We start from the raw sequence: 16,699 nt of genomic DNA, 5'->3' as shown, positions 1-16,699 counted from the left end.
GCGCTGCCGCGGCGCGGGTCTGGCGCAGGCGCGGCGTGAAACTGTCGGGCAATCTTGTTACGTTTGTATTCTGTTATGCGAAATAATATGTCGCTGTCAATTCGCCGCGTTGCGGCACTGCTGTCGCGGAAACTGTGCGCCGGGCCACGATCCGCGTCTACTGTTTGAAGTGATGTCCGCCAGTCTGGTGAAGCCAAGTGCTCAGGCATTCGTCTGCCCGTTTTGCGTCCGCGCGATCCGGCAGCTTTCTGCGCGGGCAATCGGAATTTCTGCGACTGCTGGGTTATAAAATTTCAAAACTGCGCCAAATGGTGTTGCAATGTTGCGCGGCGACTCGTATCCAATGGTCCAACGCCGCGATTCTGCGCTGCAGAGGCGGCATCCGTTAACGACCGAGGACCTAGAACAGGAGGCCCCCATGGCACTGGATCAGCAGACTGGCATCGCTCAGTACGACGCGCCGGAGAAAGACCTCTACGAGATCGGCGAAATGCCCCCGATGGGTTACGTTCCGAAGAAGATGTACGCGTGGAACATCCGCCGCGAGCGTCACGGCGATCCCGACAAGTCGTTCCAGGTCGAAGTGGTGGACACATGGGAGATCGACAGCCACGAGGTTCTGGTGCTCGTGATGGCGGCCGGCGTGAACTACAACGGCGTCTGGGCAGGGAAGGGCGTTCCGATCAGCCCCTTTGATGTTCACAAGCAGGAGTACCACATCGCGGGCTCCGACGCCTCGGGCATCGTGTGGAAGGTCGGCGACAAGGTGAAGAACTGGAAGGTGGGCGACGAGGTCGTGATCCACTGCAACCAGGACGACGGCGACGACGAGGAATGCAACGGCGGCGATCCGATGTTCTCTCCATCCCAGCGGATCTGGGGCTACGAGACGGGTGACGGGTCCTTTGCGCAGTTCACACGTGTGCAGGCCCAGCAGCTCATGCCGCGCCCCAAGCACCTGACCTGGGAAGAGGCGGCCTGCTACACGCTGACGCTGGCCACCGCCTACCGGATGCTGTTCGGCCACCACCCGCACGAGCTCAAGCCCGGCCAGAACGTGCTGGTCTGGGGCGCCTCGGGCGGGCTCGGCTCCTACGCGATCCAGCTGGCCAACACCGCGGGCGCCAATGCGATTGGCGTGATCTCTGACGAGAGCAAGCGCCAGTTCGTGATGGACCAGGGCGCGAAGGGCGTCATCAACCGCAAGGACTTCAATTGCTGGGGTCAGCTTCCGACGGTCAACTCGCCGGAATACAACGAGTGGCTGAAAGAGGCGCGCAAGTTCGGCAAGGCGATCTGGGACATCACCGGCAAGGGTGTGAGCGTCGACATGGTGTTCGAGCACCCGGGCGAGGCGACCTTCCCGGTATCCACGCTGGTGGTGAAGAAGGGCGGCATCGTCGTGATCTGCGCAGGGACCTCCGGCTTCAACTGCACCTTCGACGTGCGGTACATGTGGATGCACCAGAAGCGTCTTCAGGGCTCGCACTTCGCCAACCTCAAGCAGGCGGCCTCTGCCAACCGGCTGATGATCGAGCGCCGGCTTGATCCCTGCATGTCCGAAGTCTTTCCGTGGGACCAGATCCCGGCCGCGCACATGAAGATGATGCGCAACGAGCACAAGCCCGGCAACATGGCCGTTCTCGTGCAGGCGCCGAAGACCGGTCTGCGGACAATCGAGGATTGCCTCGACGCGCGCAAGTAAGCGCAATCAGCGAATCCTCGGGGTTTCCAAGACACCCCGGGGCCAATCCGGAACGCCCGCGAATCGCATACGGTTCGCGGGCGTTCTCTTGTCTGCGCGGCGGACAACGCAATTCCAGTGCCTTGCCGGATCGCACCCTCGCCATTTCTGGGGAGGAAATTTCCGTGAATACCCGACGGCTTAGGCACATGGTAGAGTTGTCTTAATCAAACGTTAACCACCAGCAGATGAGGCTTGCCATGGGACATGACTGGATCTTGGACGTACTGACCGACCTGAAAACCTTTGCGCGAGCCAACGGCATGCCGTCTCTGGCGGCGCAACTGGACGACGCGTCCTTCGTCGCTCAGGCGGAACTGACGTCGCTTGCCGAGGGTAAGGGGCTTGGGCTTTTTGCGAAACGCGCCGCGTCTGAACGGGCTGATCGAACGTTTGGAGTCCGCTGAGGGGCTGGAGGATCTCCAGCTCCTGATCGAGGAATTGCGGGACGACTATGGTGTCGATCATATCGTCTATCACTGGGTCAACAGCGCCGGAGAGCAGTACGGCTGCGGCACCTACGACCTGGAATGGGTCAACCACTACATCGAGAAAGGATATCTGAGGATCGATCCGGTCATTCAGGGGTGTTACCAGCGGTTCCACCCGGTGAACTGGAAGCGCCTCGACTGGTCGTCCAAATCGGCAAGGGCCTTCCTTGAGGATGCCATTGCCCACGGTATCGGCAATCAGGGGTATTCCATCCCGATCCGCGGTCCCAACGGCCAGTTCGCCCTGTTCAGCATGTCCCACACCTGCAACGACGACGAATGGGAGGCCTTCACCACCGGCAACCGCCGCGACCTGATCCTCGTCGCGCATTCCTTCAATTCGAAGGCGCTGGAGTTCGAGCCGGGGCGCACGCCCGAACCGGCGCAGCCCCTCAGCCCGAGGGAGATCGAGGCGATGACGCTGCTGGCCATCGGCTACAGCCGGGCCCAGGCTGCCGACACGCTCTCCATCTCGGAGCACACTCTGCGGGTGTACGTCGAAAGCGCCCGCCACAAGCTCGGTGCGATGAACACGACGCATGCGGTGGCCCGGGCGCTCAGCCGCGGCGTGATCGTGATCTGACCAAGGGGAGGTCGCGTTTCCTTCGCGCCCGTGCACACGCGCAAGCCCGTGCACACGCACAAAGATGTCATCCCGGTGATTGAATCATTGGTTAATTCCGCGCGCGCCCGCGCCGAAATCCGTTAACCACGCCGGCGGCAGGCTCGGTCCATCAACGCCTTACTGCGAAGGATGGACCCATGATCCGCTACATCTACGGCAACGACCTGCACAAGTTCCCCAAGCTCGCCCACACCATGTTCCTCGACCGCGCCGACCAGTTCAAGACGCGCCTCGGCTGGGACGTCACCGTGGACGACCGTGGTTTCGAGCGTGATGCCTACGACGACGAAAACCCGCTCTACGTGATCTGGGAGAACAGGGACGGTTCGCACGGCGGATCCATGCGGCTGCTGCCGACCGTGGGCCGGACCATGGTCAACGATCACTTCGTCCATCTGACCGACGGCGTCCGCATCGAAAGCCCGCTGATCTGGGAATGCACCCGCTTCTGCCTGTCGCGGCGCGCCGGGGCGGGCGTCGCGGCGGCCCTCATGCTGGCGGGAGGCGAGGTGATGCAGGAATTCGGGGTCATGCACTACGTGGGCGTGTTCGACGCGCGCATGGTGCGCATCTACAAGCGCATCGGATCCTCGCCGGACATCCTTGGCCAGGAAGGCGAGGGGCGGTCGATGATCGCCGTAGGACTGTGGGAGTTCACGCCGGAGGCGCAGGCCAAGGTTTCCCGCAGCGCAGACATTTCCCCGGAGCTGTCGAAGCGCTGGTTCGAGCTGTCCTTTGGAGAGATCATCGACGAGGCGGGGCTGGTCGCCGCCTGATATCGTCATCTTTGGCGGTGCCGCGCGTGTCCTGACAGGGCGCGCGCGTTTTCACATCTGGCGGCTGGCGGGCACCGCAAGTAGGGTGCGCGCCATGAACGACGCCAGCCCAATCGTATACTCCCCCGATCAGGCAGAGGCGCACGACCGCGTCAGCGATCTGTTGCGCGCGGCGGGCGTGGACCTCGACAATGGCCTGTGCCTGCCCGCCAAGGAAAGCGACGCCCGTGTCATGGCCCTGATGGGCAAGGCGGGTTCCGGCAAGACGCTGCTTTTGTCGGAACTGGTCAAGGCGCTGGATGCCGTAGGGGTCGAGACCGTCTCCGGCGATTACGAAAGCCGCCGCTCGCGAGAGGCGCGCACGCTGGCCGTGCTGGCGCCGACGAACAAGGCGGCCTCCGTTCTCAGGATGCGGGGCGTGCCCGCCACGACGATCCACCGCATCATCTACACCCCGGTCTACGACCCGGAATACGAGAAGGTCGCGGAATGGCTGATGGGCAACGGCGATCCCCCGGAAATCGAGGAACTGCCGGAAGAGGCACTGGCCCGCGCGCAGGCGTCCTACGAGGTGCACAAGTCGATCCCGGCGGCCTTGGCGGCGGCGGGGCTGCGCGGTTCGGACTTCATCACCGGCTGGAAGCGCCGGGAAGAGCCGCTCGACATCGGGTTCGTCGACGAGGCGTCGATGCTCGATGAAAAGCAGTTCGAGGACCTGCAGGAAATCTTTCCCAACCTCGTTCTGTTCGGCGATCCGGCGCAGCTGGCGCCGGTGGGGCAGTCCGGCAAGATGGTCTTCGACGGGCTGAAGGACAGCCAGAAGCTGGAGCTGCACCGCATTCACCGGCAGGAGGCCGACAACCCGATCCTCGACCTGGCCCATGCGCTGGCTGACCCGGCCATCGGCTTCGAGGATTTCGAACGGCTGGTCGAAGACGCGGCGCGGCGCGACGACCGGGTGGTCTATGCCCAGCGTGTCGAGGTCGACCTGATGGCCCGCTCCCCGGTGCTGGTCTGGCGCAACGCCACCCGCATCCGCCTGATCAACGCCTTCCGTCACGTGCACGGTGCCCCGGAAACCGCCCTTCTGCCCGGAGAGCCGCTGGTCTGCGACGGGATCGAGCTGCCCCTGAAACACCGCAAGAAGCGGCTCGACCTGGAGGCGCGCGGCCTCATCAAGGGTGCGCAGGTGATCTACCTCGGCCCCGGCCGGAAGCCGGGGTTCTCGAAGCTGCACGTGGTTGGCGCGCTGGAACCGCAGGTCTCGGCCGCGTCGATCGTCAAGATCGAGAAGCCGGACGAGGAAGAACCCTTCATTCCCTACGCCGCGAGCATGGGGGCCACCTTCCTGCACGGCGCCGCCGTGACGATCCACAAGGCCCAAGGCAGCCAGTGGGAGAACGTGCAGGTCTTTGCGCCCGATCTTTACGCGGCGGCCCGGATGGGGCGGGTGGAGGCGGGGCAGCCTTTGTGGAAACGGCTGGCCTACGTGGCGATCACGCGTGCGCAGTCGCGGCTGTTCTGGGTCGTGCGCAACAGGCTGGCGAAGCCCTCCGAAGGCCTGAGGATCGACGACCTCGGCGGCACGCCGGCACCCCTGACCCTCGAAGCGCAGGACCCGTCCACCGGCGCCTGAGCCGATTGCGCGGGACGGTTTTCGCAGTATTTCCGGTCAATCCTGCCTGCCATGAAAAGTTTCCCTAGCGTCAACACGAGTTGGTAACGAGTTGTTAACCACTGTGAATGAACAGTTGTTCAGTGGCGCCCTCGGGAGATTCTCTGGAAAATGTCGTTTCACGCGACGAGCAGGACAAGAACGGCTGGAAGGCGAAAGCGTTGGTACTCGGTACCGATACGCATCGTCCTGACCGTCCGTATCGCGGGTCTTGTTCTGGCGTCGTCCATGCTGACGCTCGCGCTGCTCGACCGGATGTTTCATTTGCTTGACGGGTTGTACCCCGCGGGAACGGCGCCCCACACCAACATGCTGCTCTACGCCGCCATGGCGCTGGCCATCGTCGCGACCTCTCTGCAGCGACCTCTGCGGCACACCAGCCGCGCCGAAAGTCTGCTCTGGGCGGGGGTCGTGCTGGTCTGCCTGACCGGGCTGGTGCTGCCGGGGCCGACCGGTGCAGGCGCGGGGAACGGGGTCGGCTGGAACACTGCCGCCAGCCTGCTGCTTCTGAGCGCGGGGCAACTTCTGCGCCGCGCGCAGCCGACCATAGGAATGGTCTGCACCTTGCTGGCGCTGTTCGCTCCGGCCGTGGCGACGATCGGGTTCATTCACGGCGACCGGGAATTCTTCGGAAGCATGGCGGTGCCCACGGCCATCTGCCTCCTGGCGCTGGCCGTCGTCAATGCGACCCGCTTTGCGCGGCACAAGTCGATCCGGCTGATGCTGGTCGACAACCCGGCGGGCCACCTGGTCCGCCAGCAACTGGTGATCTGGACGCTGCTGGCGGTGTCCTTGCCCCTCGTCACACGGCTGATGCCCCTGTTGAACCTGTCCCACGACAGCAGTTTCCCGACGCTTTACACCGCGCAGATGGGCCTGATCCTGCTGGGCATCCTGCATTTCGGCATCCGTTTCGTCGCGCTTCTGGACAACGCGCGCAGGCTTGAACGGGCCCTTGTCCGGGATGTGGAGACGGACTCCCTGACCGGCGCCGCCACCAGACGCGCCGCAAGGGCGTGGTTCGAGGACCGCATCTGGCGGTCGCATGTGGCCGTCATCATGGTCGACCTCGACCACTTCAAGAACGTGAACGACACATACGGACACGCGGTGGGCGACGCGGTACTGCAGACGGCGGCGCGCGCCATGCAGGAGGAAATGCGCATGACCGACATGGTCACGCGCTGGGGCGGCGAGGAATTTGCCGTCATGTTCCCGCTGAATAATCCGATGGCCCTGCGCGCCCGGGCCGAGGTCCTGCGCGTGCGGATCGCCGAGGCCACCCGCAGCACGGAGGGCCTGCCGGTGGTCACAGCCTCGCTGGGCTGCACCATCGTCGACAAGGGGGTCGGACGGTCGCTGACCGAGGCGGTGGCCGTGGCCGACCGCGCGATGTACCGCGCGAAGGAGCAGGGCCGGAACCGCGTGGTGCTCTGCGACGGGCTTGAGCCGCAGGCCGGACCGAAAGGGCACGATCCACGCCCGTCCGATCCGGCCCTGGGTCAGCTCAGGACAGCCTGACGATCTGCTTGCCGGTGTTGCCGCCCTTCAGCATCGCCATGAAGGCCGCCGGTGCGTTCTCCAGCCCCTCTGCCACGTCCTCCAGCCAGTTGATCTCGCCCGCGGCGACTTTCGGCGTGACCTCGCGCAGGAAGTCCGGGAAACCGTCCCAGTGGTCGAAGATGATCAGGCCGTTCACCGAGAGCCGCTTGGTCAGGACGCTCCGCCAGACCAGCGGGAGCTGGTCGGTGGTCTCTTCCGCGCCGCTGTACCAGGCAATCGTGCCGCAGACCGGGATGCGGCCATGCACGTTCATCAGCGGGATCACGGCCTCCAGAACCTTGCCGCCGACGTTCTCCCAGTAAATGTCGACGCCGTCCGGGGCGGCCTCGGCCAGCGCCTTGCGCAGCGAGGAGGCGTCATGTGCGCGGTGGTCGATGGCGGCGTCGAAGCCGAAGGTCTCCGTCGCGATCCGGCACTTCTCGGCACCGCCGGCGATGGCCACTGTCCTGAGGCCCTGCGACTTCGCAAGCTGCCCCACCATGGCCCCCACCGGCCCGGTTGCGGCAGCCACCACCAGTGTCTCGCCCGCTTTGGGGCGACCGTATTTCGCCAGCCCGGTCCAGGCGGTGAAGCCCGGCATCCCCAGTACGCCAAGCGCCGTCGAGGGCGGCAGGTCGCTGTCCAGCTTTCGCGCCTCGGTGCCCTTCAGCACGGCGTGGCTGGCCCAGCCGGTCATGCCGGTCACGAGGTCGCCCTGGGCAAAACCGTCCGCCTTCGACACGAGCACGCGGCCCACGCCCTGTCCGGTCATGGTGTCGCCCACGCTCAGCGAGGGGGCGTAGCTTTTCACCGGGGCCATGCGCCCGCGCATGTAGGGGTCGAGCGACAGCAGCGTGACCTCGACGAGGATCTCGCCCTGCGACGGTTCCGGCATGGCTTGCTTTTCGACAGAGAAATCCTCGGCCACCGGGTCGCCCTCCGGATGCCGGGCCATCGCGATACGGGTCATCTGTGAAGGCATGTCTGGTTCCTCTTCCTGTTTGTCTTCCGGGCGCCTGTGGAAAGCTGTTGCACCCGGGCGGTCATGTTGCGCAGTCTAGGAGGAAGGACGCGGACGGCAAGGGAGGGCCAGATGCAGGGCATGATGATGCAGATGCCGTTGAGGATCATCGAGATTCTCGACTATGCGGCCGGGGCGCATCCGGGGGGAGAAATCGTTTCGGTCCGCACCGAGGGCGACCTGCACCGCCAGAGCTACCGCGACACCTATGCCCGCGTGGCGCAGCTGGCGCACGGGCTGAAGGATCTGGGCGTCGGCGAGGGGGACCGGGTCGCGACGCTTGCCTGGAACGGCTACCGGCATTTCGAGCTTTATTATGCCGTCTCGGGCATGGGCGCCGTGTGCCACACGATCAACCCGCGCCTGTCGGCCGAACAGATGCTCTACATCATCAAGCATGCGGGCGACCGGGTGCTGTGCCTCGACCTGACCTTCGTGCCGCTGGTGGAGGCGCTGGCCGATCACCTGCCGGACGGGCTGGTGCTGGTGGTCATGGCGGACCGGTCGCACATGCCCGACTCCGACATGGGGTTCCTGTGCTACGAGGACCTGCTGGACGAGCAGCAGACCACCTTCGACTGGCCGCTGATGGACGAAAACGCCGCCGCGGGCCTGTGTTACACCTCCGGGACCACGGGCAATCCGAAGGGCGCGCTCTATTCCCATCGCTCGACGGTGCTGCACGCCATGTTCATCGCGATCACCGTGCCGAAGTCGCTGCGTGAAGGCGGGCGCATCCTGCCGGTCGTGCCGATGTTCCACGTCAATTCATGGGGGCTGCCCTATGCAGCGCCGCTGGTGGGCGCCTCGCTGATCATGCCGGGGCCCAGACTGGACGGCCCGTCGCTGTTCGAACTGATGGAAAGCGAAGGCGTCACCGCCTCCTGGGGCGTGCCGACGGTCTGGCTGGGTCTGCGCGCCGAGGTGGAGAAACGCGGCACGGTGCCCTCGAAGCTGGAACAACTGGTGATCGGCGGCTCTGCCGCACCGCGCGCGATGATCGAGTTCTTCGAGAAGCGCGGCGTGGATGTCTGCCACGCGTGGGGCATGACGGAGATGAGCCCGGTCGGCACGCACGGCCAGTTGTCCGAGCCGATGCAGGACCTGCCGCACGAGACGCGCATGACGCTGAAGTCGAAGCAGGGCCGGCGGGTGTTCGGCGTGGAATTGAAGCTGAACGACGAGGACGGCAACCGGCTGCCGCATGACGGCAAGGCCGTGGGCGAGCTGTACGTGCGCGGAAACTCGATCATTTCCGGGTACTTCGAGAACCCCGAGGCAACGTCGCAGGCCTTCGATCACGAGGGTTGGTTCGGCACCGGCGACGTGGCGAGCATCGACGGCGCTGGCTTCCTGCACATCCAGGACCGTTCCAAGGACCTCATCAAGTCGGGCGGCGAATGGATTTCCTCGATCGACCTCGAGAACATCGCCATGGCCCATCCCAAGGTCGCCAACTGCGCGGTGATCGCCGTGAAGCACCCGAAGTGGGAGGAGCGCCCGCTGCTGGTCGTTGTGCCCAAGGACGACGGGCCGCGGCTTGAGGACATCCACGCCATGATGCTGGAGCACGTGGCGAAATGGCAGTTGCCGGACGCGATGGAATTCGTCGAGGACCTGCCGCTGACCGCCACCGGGAAGGTGTCGAAACTGACGCTCCGCAAACGCTTCGAAGGATACGAGATGCCGGATGCTGGCTGACGACCTGAGGATCATGGCGCCGCGTGAAAGCGAGTGGTTCACGCTGGACGCCCGGCGTGTGAAAGCCTTTGCCGATGCGACCGAGGACTGGCAGGACATTCACCTTGACGCGGAGTTCGCCTCGAGGACGCCGTTCGGGGGGACCATCGCCCATGGTTTCCTGACGCTGTCGATGCTGTCCGCCATGTCCTACCAGGTGACGAAAGAACTGACCGGGTTCTCTTCCAGCGTGAACTACGGCTTCGACCGGATCAGGTTCGTCTCGCCGGTGCGTGTCGGGCGGCGGGTGAGGGGGCGATTCTCCGTGGCCGGGGTCGACGAGGGCGAAGGCTGGCTGGACGTGCATTGGGACGTCGAGGTCGAGAAGGAAGGCGAGGCGCGTCCTGCGCTTGTGGCCAACTGGATAACGCGGTTTTACTTGGCCGAAGGTTAACGGTGCGCGCGCAGCCCGTCGCAGGGCCCCGCCGCGCCGCCGGAGAAAGACAGGGAGAGAGACATGGATCTTGGCATGACGGAGCGGGTGAAACCGCTTGTCGAACAGGTGCGCCGGATGATCGAGGACGAGATCGCGCCGCTCGACCGGGAGTTCCACGCCGAAGTCGGCAAGCACCCCCAGGGCCGGTTCCACCACACCGACCGCCAGCTTGAGATCCTGAACGGGCTGAAGGCCAAGGCGCGCGAGCGCGGGTTGTGGAACTTCTGGCTGACGGGTTCGGACCGTGGTTACGGGCTGACGACGGTCGAATACGCCTACCTTGCCGAGGAGATGGGCAAGGTCGGCATCGCGGCGGAGGTCTTCAACTGCAACGCCCCCGACACCGGCAACATGGAGGTCCTCGAACGCTACGGCGAGGACTGGATGAAGGACCGCTGGCTGGCGCCGCTGCTGGAGGGAGAGATCCGCTCTGCCTACGTGATGACGGAGCCGGACGTGGCCTCGTCAGACGCGGCGCAACTGGCGTTCTCTGCGCGCAGGGACGGCGACGATTACGTGCTGAACGGCGAGAAGTGGTGGATCAGCGGTGCGGGCGACCCGCGCTGCGGGCTGTATATCCTCATGGCCTGCACCGACCCGGAGGCGGCCAAACACCAGCGCCACACGATGTTCGTGATGGACCCGGACACGCCCGGGATCGAGGTCCTGCGGCCGATGCAGGTGTTTGGCGCGGATGACGCGCCGCATGGCCATATGCACCTGCGTTTCACAGATGTGCGCGTCCCGGCAAGGAACATCGTGCTGGGCGAGGCGCGCGGATTCGAGGTGGCGCAGGGGCGGCTTGGCCCCGGCCGCATCCACCATTGCATGCGGGCGATCGGGCAGGCGGAGAAGGCGCTTGAGATGATGTGCCGCCGCGGTCTGGCGCGGGAGGCCTTCGGCAAGAAGGTCGCGGAACTGGGCGCCAATTTCGACATCGTCGCCAATGCCCGGATGGAGATCGAGATGGCGCGCCTCCTGTGCCTGAAGGCGGCGTGGATGATGGACACGGCGGGGGTGCGGGCGGCGCAGCCGTGGATCTCGCAGATCAAGGTGGTGGCGCCGCTGATGGCGGGCAAGGTGATCGACGAGGCGATGCAGATGCACGGCGCGGCGGGAATCAGCCAGGATTTCGACCTGGCGCATATGTGGACGCATGTGCGGACGCTGCGCTTTGCCGACGGGCCGGATGCGGTGCACCGCCGGCAGGTGGCGCGGGCCGAACTGAAGAAGTACCGCAATGATTGATCGCGCCAGGGTTGTGTCGCGCCTGTGCGGGTTGGCCGGATGACCGAAGAGGAACTCGCCCGCGTGGCGCGGTGGATGGCGGAGCATTTGCCAGGGTTCGAACCGCCGCTTCGCGCCGAGAAGTTCGCGGTGGGGCAGTCCAACCCGACCTACCGGCTGACCTCGCCCTCGGGGTCCTACGTGCTGCGGCGCAAACCGCCGGGGCAGCTGCTGAAATCGGCCCATGCGGTCGACCGGGAATACCGGGTGCAGCGGGCGCTGCGCGACACCGCCGTGCCGGTCCCGAGGATGTATGCGCTCTGCGAGGACGACGCCGTGCTGGGCGTTGCGTTCTACGTCATGGACCACGTGGCCGGGCGCAACATCGTCGACCCCTCCATGCCCGGTGAGACACCCGCGATGCGCGGGGCGGTCGTGGCGGAGATGGGCCGCGTGCTGGCGGCCATCCACGCGGTGGAGCCGGAGGCGGTAGGGCTGGGGGATTTTGGCCCGCAGGGCAACTACTTCGCGCGGCAACTGGGCCGCTGGGCCAAGCAGTACGAGGCTTCGGCGACGGAGGCGCAGCCGGACATGGACCGGCTGGGAGAGTGGTTGCAGGACGCCCTGCCGGAGGACGACGGCCAGCGGACGCTGGTGCATGGCGACTACCGGATCGACAACCTGCTGTTTGCGCAGGACCGGGCGGAGTGCGTGGCCGTGCTCGACTGGGAACTGTCGACGCTGGGCCACCCCTTTGCCGATCTGGCCGGGGTGATCCTGCAATGGCAACTGCCGCCGGGAGCCGAAGGGCGGGGCCTGAGAGGCATCGACCGGGCGGCGGCGGGGCTGCCGTCGGACGAGGGTTTCATCGCCGGCTACTGCGCCGCACGGGGCATCGCGGTGCCGGGCGACTTCGGGTTCTACGTGGCCTTCTGTGCCTTCCGCATGGCGGCGATCCTTCAGGGGGTGAAGAAACGGGCGCTTGACGGCAACGCGGCGAACCCGGAAAAGGGTTTGAAACTGGGTGCTTACGTTCCCGAATTCGCAAGACTTGGATGGGACGCACGGCATGCCTATGGATGACGACATTCGCGAAGGCCCTTACGCCTTTTCCGCACTCCTGGGGATGGAGATGGCGGACTGGCGGCAGGACTATGCCCGGTTCGAACTGCCCCTGGCGGACAAGCTGATGAACCGGCACGGCAATCCGCATGGCGGGGTCTATGCCTCGTTGCTGGATACGATCATGGGCTATGCCGGGTGCTGGACAGGCGACAGGAACCGTCGCCAGATGTGCCTGACGCTCAACCTGAACGTGCAATTCATCTCGCGCCCGAAAGGCAAAATGCTGATCGGAGAGGGCTTCCGGACGGGGGGCGGGAAGAGCACGTTCTTTGCCGAAGGGGTGCTGAAGGACGAGACCGGAGAGGTCGTCGCCAAAGGCACCGGCGTCTTCCGGTATCGCCGGGGAGCGTGATCCGGGACCGGTTCCTGACGGTGCGCGCGTTGTGGTGAACGGGGCGCGCGCCGGGCAGATCTTGTGGGCCATGCGCTGCCGCGGCAGCCGGGTTAACGGCGGATCGGACGCGTTTACGGAAAATTATGGGGTGAACCGGCCGGTTGAGGGGGGCGAAACGGCCGGTTGGTAACCTTTTGGCCCGGGCAGGCCGGTGCCGCTGTTGCGGTGCGGATTTTCCCGTTAACCGGGGACATCGGGGCAGGGGTGGCCAACCCGGCCCGGCGGGCCGGAACGCCCACCCTACGCCGCCGCCCGCCTTACCAGAGCGTCGCGAAAAGATCCGGAGCCCGGCTCCAGTCGGAGAAGAGCGCCACATGCGGCAGCGCCTCCGGCGGGGCGTTGCGGTAGCCTTCGGTGAACAGCACGAAGGGCACGCCCGCCGCCTGCGCCGTTTCGCAGTCGGTTTCGCTGTCGCCCACGTAGAGCGCCTGCGCCGCGCCGCCGAGCGCCGCCACCAGCATGGCCGGATCGGGCTTGCGCGTGGGCAGGCTGTCGCCGCCGATGACGATCTCGAAGAACGGCGCGAGGCCGGTGTCGCGGATCGCGGTCTCGGTCGCGGCATAGGGCTTGTTGGTGCAGAGCGTCAGCCGGTGGCCCGCCGACCTGAGCGCCTCCAGCGCCTCCGGCACGCCCGGATAGAGGCAGGCGGGATCGCTGGGGGTGGTCACGTAGTGGTGCATCGTCCGGTCGTAGAGCGCCTTGTGGTGATCCGGCGCGGCGCCGACATGGGCCAGCACCCGCTCCACCAGCACCGGCAGGCCGCGCCCGACGAAGCCGGGCGTCTCTTCCACGGTGATCGTCGGCAGGCCCAGCTCGGAGAGCGCCTCGGCCACGGCGGCGTGGATGTGGGGCACGCTGTCCATCAGCGTGCCGTCGAGGTCGAAGGCGATGGTCTTCACGCCGCGGCCGTCCCGGCGACGGAGGCGCGGATGGCGCGGATGTTCTCGCCGTAGGGGGCGGGGTTCTCGACCGAGCCGCCCCTGAACACCGCGGACCCGGCGACCAGCACGTCGGCGCCTGCCTCGACCACCAGCGGCGCGGTGTCCGGCGTCACGCCGCCGTCGATCTCGATATGGATCGGGCGGTCGCCGATCATCGCGCGCAGGGCGCGGATCTTGTCGGTCATGTCGATGAACTTCTGCCCGCCGAAGCCCGGGTTCACGGTCATCACGCAGACGAGGTCGGTGAGGTCGAGCAGGTGTTCCACCGCCTGTGCCGGGGTGCCCGGGTTCAGCGCCACACCGGCCTTCATGCCCGCGGCGCGGATCGCCTGCAGCGTGCGGTGGGTGTGGGGGCCTGCCTCGACGTGGGCGGTCAGGATGTCGGTGCCCGCATCGGCGTAGGCGTCGATGTAGGGATCGACCGGCGCGATCATCAGGTGCACGTCCATCACCGTCTTCACGTGCTTGCGGAAGGCCTTTACCGCCGGGGGGCCGAAGGTGAGGTTGGGCACGAAGTGGCCGTCCATCACGTCGACGTGGATCCAGTCGGCGCCCTGCGCCTCGACCGCCCGGATCTCGCGCCCGAAGTCGGCGAAGTCGGCGGAAAGGATGGAGGGGGCGATCTTCACGCTGCGGTCGAAGGACATGGGCGGCTCCTGTGCGGGGGCGGAGGTGGGCGGTTCCGGAGGGTTTGCCGGAGGGTTTTGGACGGGGGGCGGGGCCGGGTCAATAGCCGGCGCTGCGGTCGACCTCGTGCAGGAGCGGCGCACCGGATTCCGACCGGGCGATGTTGCGCGCGATGACGCGGGCGGCGCTGTCGGGCCGGGTGGTGGAGGCGATGTGCGGCGTCACGGTGACGCGCGGGTGCGCCCAGAAGGGATGGTCCTGTGGCAGCGGTTCGGTCCGGAAGACGTCGAGGGTGGCGTGGGCGATCCGTCCCTCGTCCAGTGCGGCGAGAAGCGCGTCGTCGTCGATCAGCGGCCCGCGCCCGGGGTTGAGGATGACCGCGCCCTGCGGCAGGCGGGCCAGCCGTTCCGCGTTCAGGAGGTCGGTGGTGGCGGGCGTGTCGGGCAGCAGCAGGACGAGGATCTGCGCGCTGGAGAGCGCCGCGTCGAGCCCGTCCTCGCCGTGGCTGGTCAGCACGCCGTCGAGGTCCTTGGGCGTGCGGCTCCAGCCGGTGACGGGGAAGCCAAGGGCGGCGAGCTGCGCGGCGCAGGCCTGCCCGAGGGCGCCGAAGCCGAGGATGGTGACGGGCCGGTCCTTCGAGAGCGGTGGCGGGGTGGTGTCCCAGATGCGGTCGGGGTTCACGATATGCGCGTCCATCCCGAGGTGGTGGCGCAGCACGTGGCCGGTGACCCATTCGACCATGCCCTGGGTCAGGCCCTCGTCGTCGACCATGCGCGCCAGCGGCACCTTCAGGGTGGGGTTGCCCACCACCTGCTCGACCCCGGCCCAGAGGTTCAGCACGGCCTTCAGCCGGGTGAAGGGGGTGAAGTCCTGCACCGAGGCGTTGGGCGCGTAAACGATGTAGTCGACGGTTTCCGGCGGCAGGTCGGTGCCCAGCGTGTGGTCGAGGCCTTCGGCGGCGAGGGCGTCGCGCAGGGGGCGTTCGTAGTCGTCCCACTTCTCGGAGCGGGCGGCGAAGAGGATGTTCGGCATGGATGACCTTTCGGAGGCGGGACAGGGCCCGGTTCGTTCAAGGTGAAGCAGGAAGCGGGGCCGGGGGCAACCCTAAGCGGGCCCCCGGCGCCGGTCTCGGCGGGGTCTCAGCGCGGGCGGTGGACGTGCGCGCTTTGCACAAGGCCGAAGGCGATCATCAGCACCAGCATCGCCGAGCCGCCGTAGGAGACGAGCGGCAGGGGCACGCCCACGACGGGCGCGAGGCCCATGACCATCGACATGTTCACGGCGAAGAACAGGAAGAAGGTCATGCCGATCCCGAGGATCATCAGCGAGGAGAAGCGGTCGCGGTTCTGCAGGGCGGCGACCACGCAGAAGAACAGGATCAGCGCGTAGAGGATGAGCAGGGAGATGCCGCCGACGAAGCCGAATTCCTCGGCCAGCGTGTTGAAGATGAAGTCGGTGTGCTTCTCGGGGAGGAAGTTCAGGCGGCTCTGGGTGCCCTGCATGAAGCCGCGCCCGGTCCAGCCGCCGGAGCCCATGGCGATCTTGGCCTGGGTGATGTGGTAGCCCGCGCCCAGCGGGTCCGACGAGGGGTCGAGGAAGGTGTCGATCCGCCGGAACTGGTAGTCCTTGAGCAGCTGCCAGTCGGTGCCGCGGCTCTTGAACACCGCCCAGACGGTGCCGACGCCCGCGGTCAGCACGGTGGCGAAGTAGAGCCAGTGCACGCCCGCGAGGAACATCATCAGCCCGCCCGCGATCATCAGCAGAAGTGCCGTCCCGAGGTCGGGCTGGGTCAGCACCAGCGCGGTGGGCGCGAGGATGATGAAGATCGGGATCAGCACCCAGAGCGGGCGCGAGGTCTTGGACAGCGGCAGCCAGTCGTAATAGGCGGCCAGCAGGACGACCATGGCGACCTTCATCAGCTCGGACGGCTGGAGGCGCATGAAGCCCAGGTCGATCCAGCGCTGCGCGCCCATGCCGATGGCGCCGAAGAATTCCACCAGCAGGAGCAGGAAGAAGGCCAGCGCGTAGACCACGAGCGCCATGTTGCGCCAGAACCAGATCGGCACCATGGCCACGACGAACATCGCCGTGAGGCCGAGGATGTAGCGCTTGGCCTGCGGTTCGGCCCATGGACTCCACGAGCCACCGGCGACCGAGTAGAGCATCAGGAAGCCGACACCGGCGACGGTGGTCAGCAGGATGATGAGCGGCCAGTTCAGGTGCAGGATCTTGCGCCAGCCGCTGGGGACGGTCTTTACGTTATACTCGAGATAGGTCACGCGGCGACCCCCTGTCCGGCGCAGGCGGCGCGAAGCCCCGCCCTACGCGGCGTGGC

At 66.5% G+C, this 16,699-nt stretch carries 16 protein-coding genes; 11 read left to right on the top strand and 5 right to left on the bottom strand.

The window, feature by feature from the left end; genetic code table 11:
• Positions 1 to 418: 418 nt before the first annotated feature.
• The 6 genes from ccrA (at position 419) to ACU0DV_RS08325 (ending at position 6,832) form a co-directional block, all read left to right on the top strand.
• Positions 419 to 1,705 carry a crotonyl-CoA carboxylase/reductase gene (ccrA, locus tag ACU0DV_RS08350; protein WP_100927625.1) on the top strand — a complete coding sequence of 429 codons (1,287 nt, stop codon included), beginning with the start codon at positions 419 to 421 and terminating at the stop codon, positions 1,703 to 1,705.
• 239 nt (positions 1,706 to 1,944) lie between these two features.
• The gene (locus ACU0DV_RS08345) at positions 1,945 to 2,151 is read left to right on the top strand and encodes a hypothetical protein (RefSeq protein WP_100927624.1); all 207 of its coding nucleotides are present in this window, start codon (positions 1,945 to 1,947) and stop codon (positions 2,149 to 2,151) included.
• A complete protein-coding gene (locus ACU0DV_RS08340) occupies positions 2,138 to 2,818 on the top strand; it encodes a helix-turn-helix transcriptional regulator (RefSeq protein WP_446241310.1) in 681 nt (226 codons plus the stop codon). The genes ACU0DV_RS08345 and ACU0DV_RS08340 overlap by 14 nt, the downstream gene beginning before the upstream one ends.
• A gap of 179 nt (positions 2,819 to 2,997) precedes the next feature.
• Positions 2,998 to 3,636 (top strand): acyl-homoserine-lactone synthase, encoded by a 639-nt coding sequence (locus ACU0DV_RS08335; RefSeq protein WP_446241309.1) that lies wholly within the window; start codon positions 2,998 to 3,000, stop codon positions 3,634 to 3,636.
• 94 nt (positions 3,637 to 3,730) lie between these two features.
• On the top strand, positions 3,731 to 5,272 hold the full coding sequence (locus ACU0DV_RS08330; protein WP_446241308.1) for an ATP-dependent DNA helicase: 1,542 nt from the start codon (positions 3,731 to 3,733) through the stop codon (positions 5,270 to 5,272).
• A gap of 267 nt (positions 5,273 to 5,539) precedes the next feature.
• Entirely contained in the window at positions 5,540 to 6,832 is a 1,293-nt protein-coding gene (locus tag ACU0DV_RS08325) for a GGDEF domain-containing protein (RefSeq protein ID WP_446241307.1), read from the top strand.
• Here ACU0DV_RS08325 and ACU0DV_RS08320 read toward each other — a convergent pair.
• Complete coding sequence (locus ACU0DV_RS08320; protein ID WP_446241306.1) at positions 6,819 to 7,835, bottom strand: NADP-dependent oxidoreductase; 1,017 nt, start codon at positions 7,833 to 7,835, stop codon at positions 6,819 to 6,821. The genes ACU0DV_RS08325 and ACU0DV_RS08320 overlap by 14 nt on opposite strands.
• Before the next feature lie 111 nt (positions 7,836 to 7,946).
• Between ACU0DV_RS08320 and ACU0DV_RS08315 the strand changes: the two genes are divergently transcribed.
• The 5 genes from ACU0DV_RS08315 to ACU0DV_RS08295 all read left to right on the top strand — a co-directional run bounded on the left by ACU0DV_RS08315 (position 7,947) and on the right by ACU0DV_RS08295 (position 12,754).
• Positions 7,947 to 9,575 carry a long-chain fatty acid--CoA ligase gene (locus tag ACU0DV_RS08315; protein WP_446241305.1) on the top strand — a complete coding sequence of 543 codons (1,629 nt, stop codon included), beginning with the start codon at positions 7,947 to 7,949 and terminating at the stop codon, positions 9,573 to 9,575.
• Entirely contained in the window at positions 9,565 to 10,008 is a 444-nt protein-coding gene (locus ACU0DV_RS08310) for a MaoC family dehydratase (protein WP_283982519.1), read from the top strand. Before ACU0DV_RS08315 ends, ACU0DV_RS08310 begins: the two co-directional genes overlap by 11 nt.
• 63 nt (positions 10,009 to 10,071) lie before the next feature.
• The gene (locus ACU0DV_RS08305) at positions 10,072 to 11,298 is read left to right on the top strand and encodes an acyl-CoA dehydrogenase family protein (RefSeq protein ID WP_446241304.1); all 1,227 of its coding nucleotides are present in this window, start codon (positions 10,072 to 10,074) and stop codon (positions 11,296 to 11,298) included.
• A 39-nt stretch (positions 11,299 to 11,337) separates the two neighbouring features.
• On the top strand, positions 11,338 to 12,360 hold the full coding sequence (locus ACU0DV_RS08300) for a phosphotransferase family protein (RefSeq protein WP_446241303.1): 1,023 nt from the start codon (positions 11,338 to 11,340) through the stop codon (positions 12,358 to 12,360).
• On the top strand, positions 12,353 to 12,754 hold the full coding sequence (locus tag ACU0DV_RS08295; protein ID WP_446241396.1) for a PaaI family thioesterase: 402 nt from the start codon (positions 12,353 to 12,355) through the stop codon (positions 12,752 to 12,754). The genes ACU0DV_RS08300 and ACU0DV_RS08295 overlap by 8 nt, the downstream gene beginning before the upstream one ends.
• Positions 12,755 to 13,053: 299 nt before the next feature.
• On the opposite strand, the gene gph is transcribed toward ACU0DV_RS08295, so the two are convergent.
• From gph to rodA, 4 genes are all read right to left on the bottom strand, one after another.
• Entirely contained in the window at positions 13,054 to 13,695 is a 642-nt protein-coding gene (gene gph / locus ACU0DV_RS08290) for a phosphoglycolate phosphatase (RefSeq protein ID WP_446241302.1), read from the bottom strand.
• On the bottom strand, positions 13,692 to 14,384 hold the full coding sequence (gene rpe / locus ACU0DV_RS08285; protein ID WP_446241301.1) for a ribulose-phosphate 3-epimerase: 693 nt from the start codon (positions 14,382 to 14,384) through the stop codon (positions 13,692 to 13,694). Before rpe ends, gph begins: the two co-directional genes overlap by 4 nt.
• Before the next feature lie 79 nt (positions 14,385 to 14,463).
• Positions 14,464 to 15,396, bottom strand: a complete 933-nt coding sequence (locus ACU0DV_RS08280) for a 2-hydroxyacid dehydrogenase (RefSeq protein WP_100927611.1) — start codon at positions 15,394 to 15,396, stop codon at positions 14,464 to 14,466.
• Between the two features lie 107 nt (positions 15,397 to 15,503).
• Positions 15,504 to 16,643 carry a rod shape-determining protein RodA gene (gene rodA / locus ACU0DV_RS08275; RefSeq protein WP_100927610.1) on the bottom strand — a complete coding sequence of 380 codons (1,140 nt, stop codon included), beginning with the start codon at positions 16,641 to 16,643 and terminating at the stop codon, positions 15,504 to 15,506.
• Between the last annotated feature and the right edge of the window lie 56 nt (positions 16,644 to 16,699).

It is taken from the genome of Sagittula sp. (assembly GCF_052825245.1).
This window is presented reverse-complemented; position numbering and strand designations above follow the sequence as displayed.

Excerpts from the sequence above, each read along its gene's own strand:
- ccrA (WP_100927625.1), top strand. The coding sequence starts at position 419 with ATGGCACTGGATCAGCAGACTGGCATCGCTCAGTACGACGCGCCGGAG.
- ACU0DV_RS08345 (WP_100927624.1), top strand. The coding sequence starts at position 1,945 with ATGGGACATGACTGGATCTTGGACGTACTGACCGACCTGAAAACCTTT.
- ACU0DV_RS08335 (WP_446241309.1), top strand. The coding sequence starts at position 2,998 with ATGATCCGCTACATCTACGGCAACGACCTGCACAAGTTCCCCAAGCTC.
- ACU0DV_RS08330 (WP_446241308.1), top strand. The coding sequence starts at position 3,731 with ATGAACGACGCCAGCCCAATCGTATACTCCCCCGATCAGGCAGAGGCG.
- ACU0DV_RS08325 (WP_446241307.1), top strand. The coding sequence starts at position 5,540 with ATGCTGACGCTCGCGCTGCTCGACCGGATGTTTCATTTGCTTGACGGG.
- ACU0DV_RS08320 (WP_446241306.1), bottom strand. The coding sequence starts at position 7,835 with ATGCCTTCACAGATGACCCGTATCGCGATGGCCCGGCATCCGGAGGGC.
- ACU0DV_RS08315 (WP_446241305.1), top strand. The coding sequence starts at position 7,947 with ATGCAGGGCATGATGATGCAGATGCCGTTGAGGATCATCGAGATTCTC.
- ACU0DV_RS08310 (WP_283982519.1), top strand. The coding sequence starts at position 9,565 with ATGCTGGCTGACGACCTGAGGATCATGGCGCCGCGTGAAAGCGAGTGG.
- ACU0DV_RS08305 (WP_446241304.1), top strand. The coding sequence starts at position 10,072 with ATGGATCTTGGCATGACGGAGCGGGTGAAACCGCTTGTCGAACAGGTG.
- ACU0DV_RS08300 (WP_446241303.1), top strand. The coding sequence starts at position 11,338 with ATGACCGAAGAGGAACTCGCCCGCGTGGCGCGGTGGATGGCGGAGCAT.
- ACU0DV_RS08295 (WP_446241396.1), top strand. The coding sequence starts at position 12,353 with ATGGATGACGACATTCGCGAAGGCCCTTACGCCTTTTCCGCACTCCTG.
- rpe (WP_446241301.1), bottom strand. The coding sequence starts at position 14,384 with ATGTCCTTCGACCGCAGCGTGAAGATCGCCCCCTCCATCCTTTCCGCC.
- ACU0DV_RS08280 (WP_100927611.1), bottom strand. The coding sequence starts at position 15,396 with ATGCCGAACATCCTCTTCGCCGCCCGCTCCGAGAAGTGGGACGACTAC.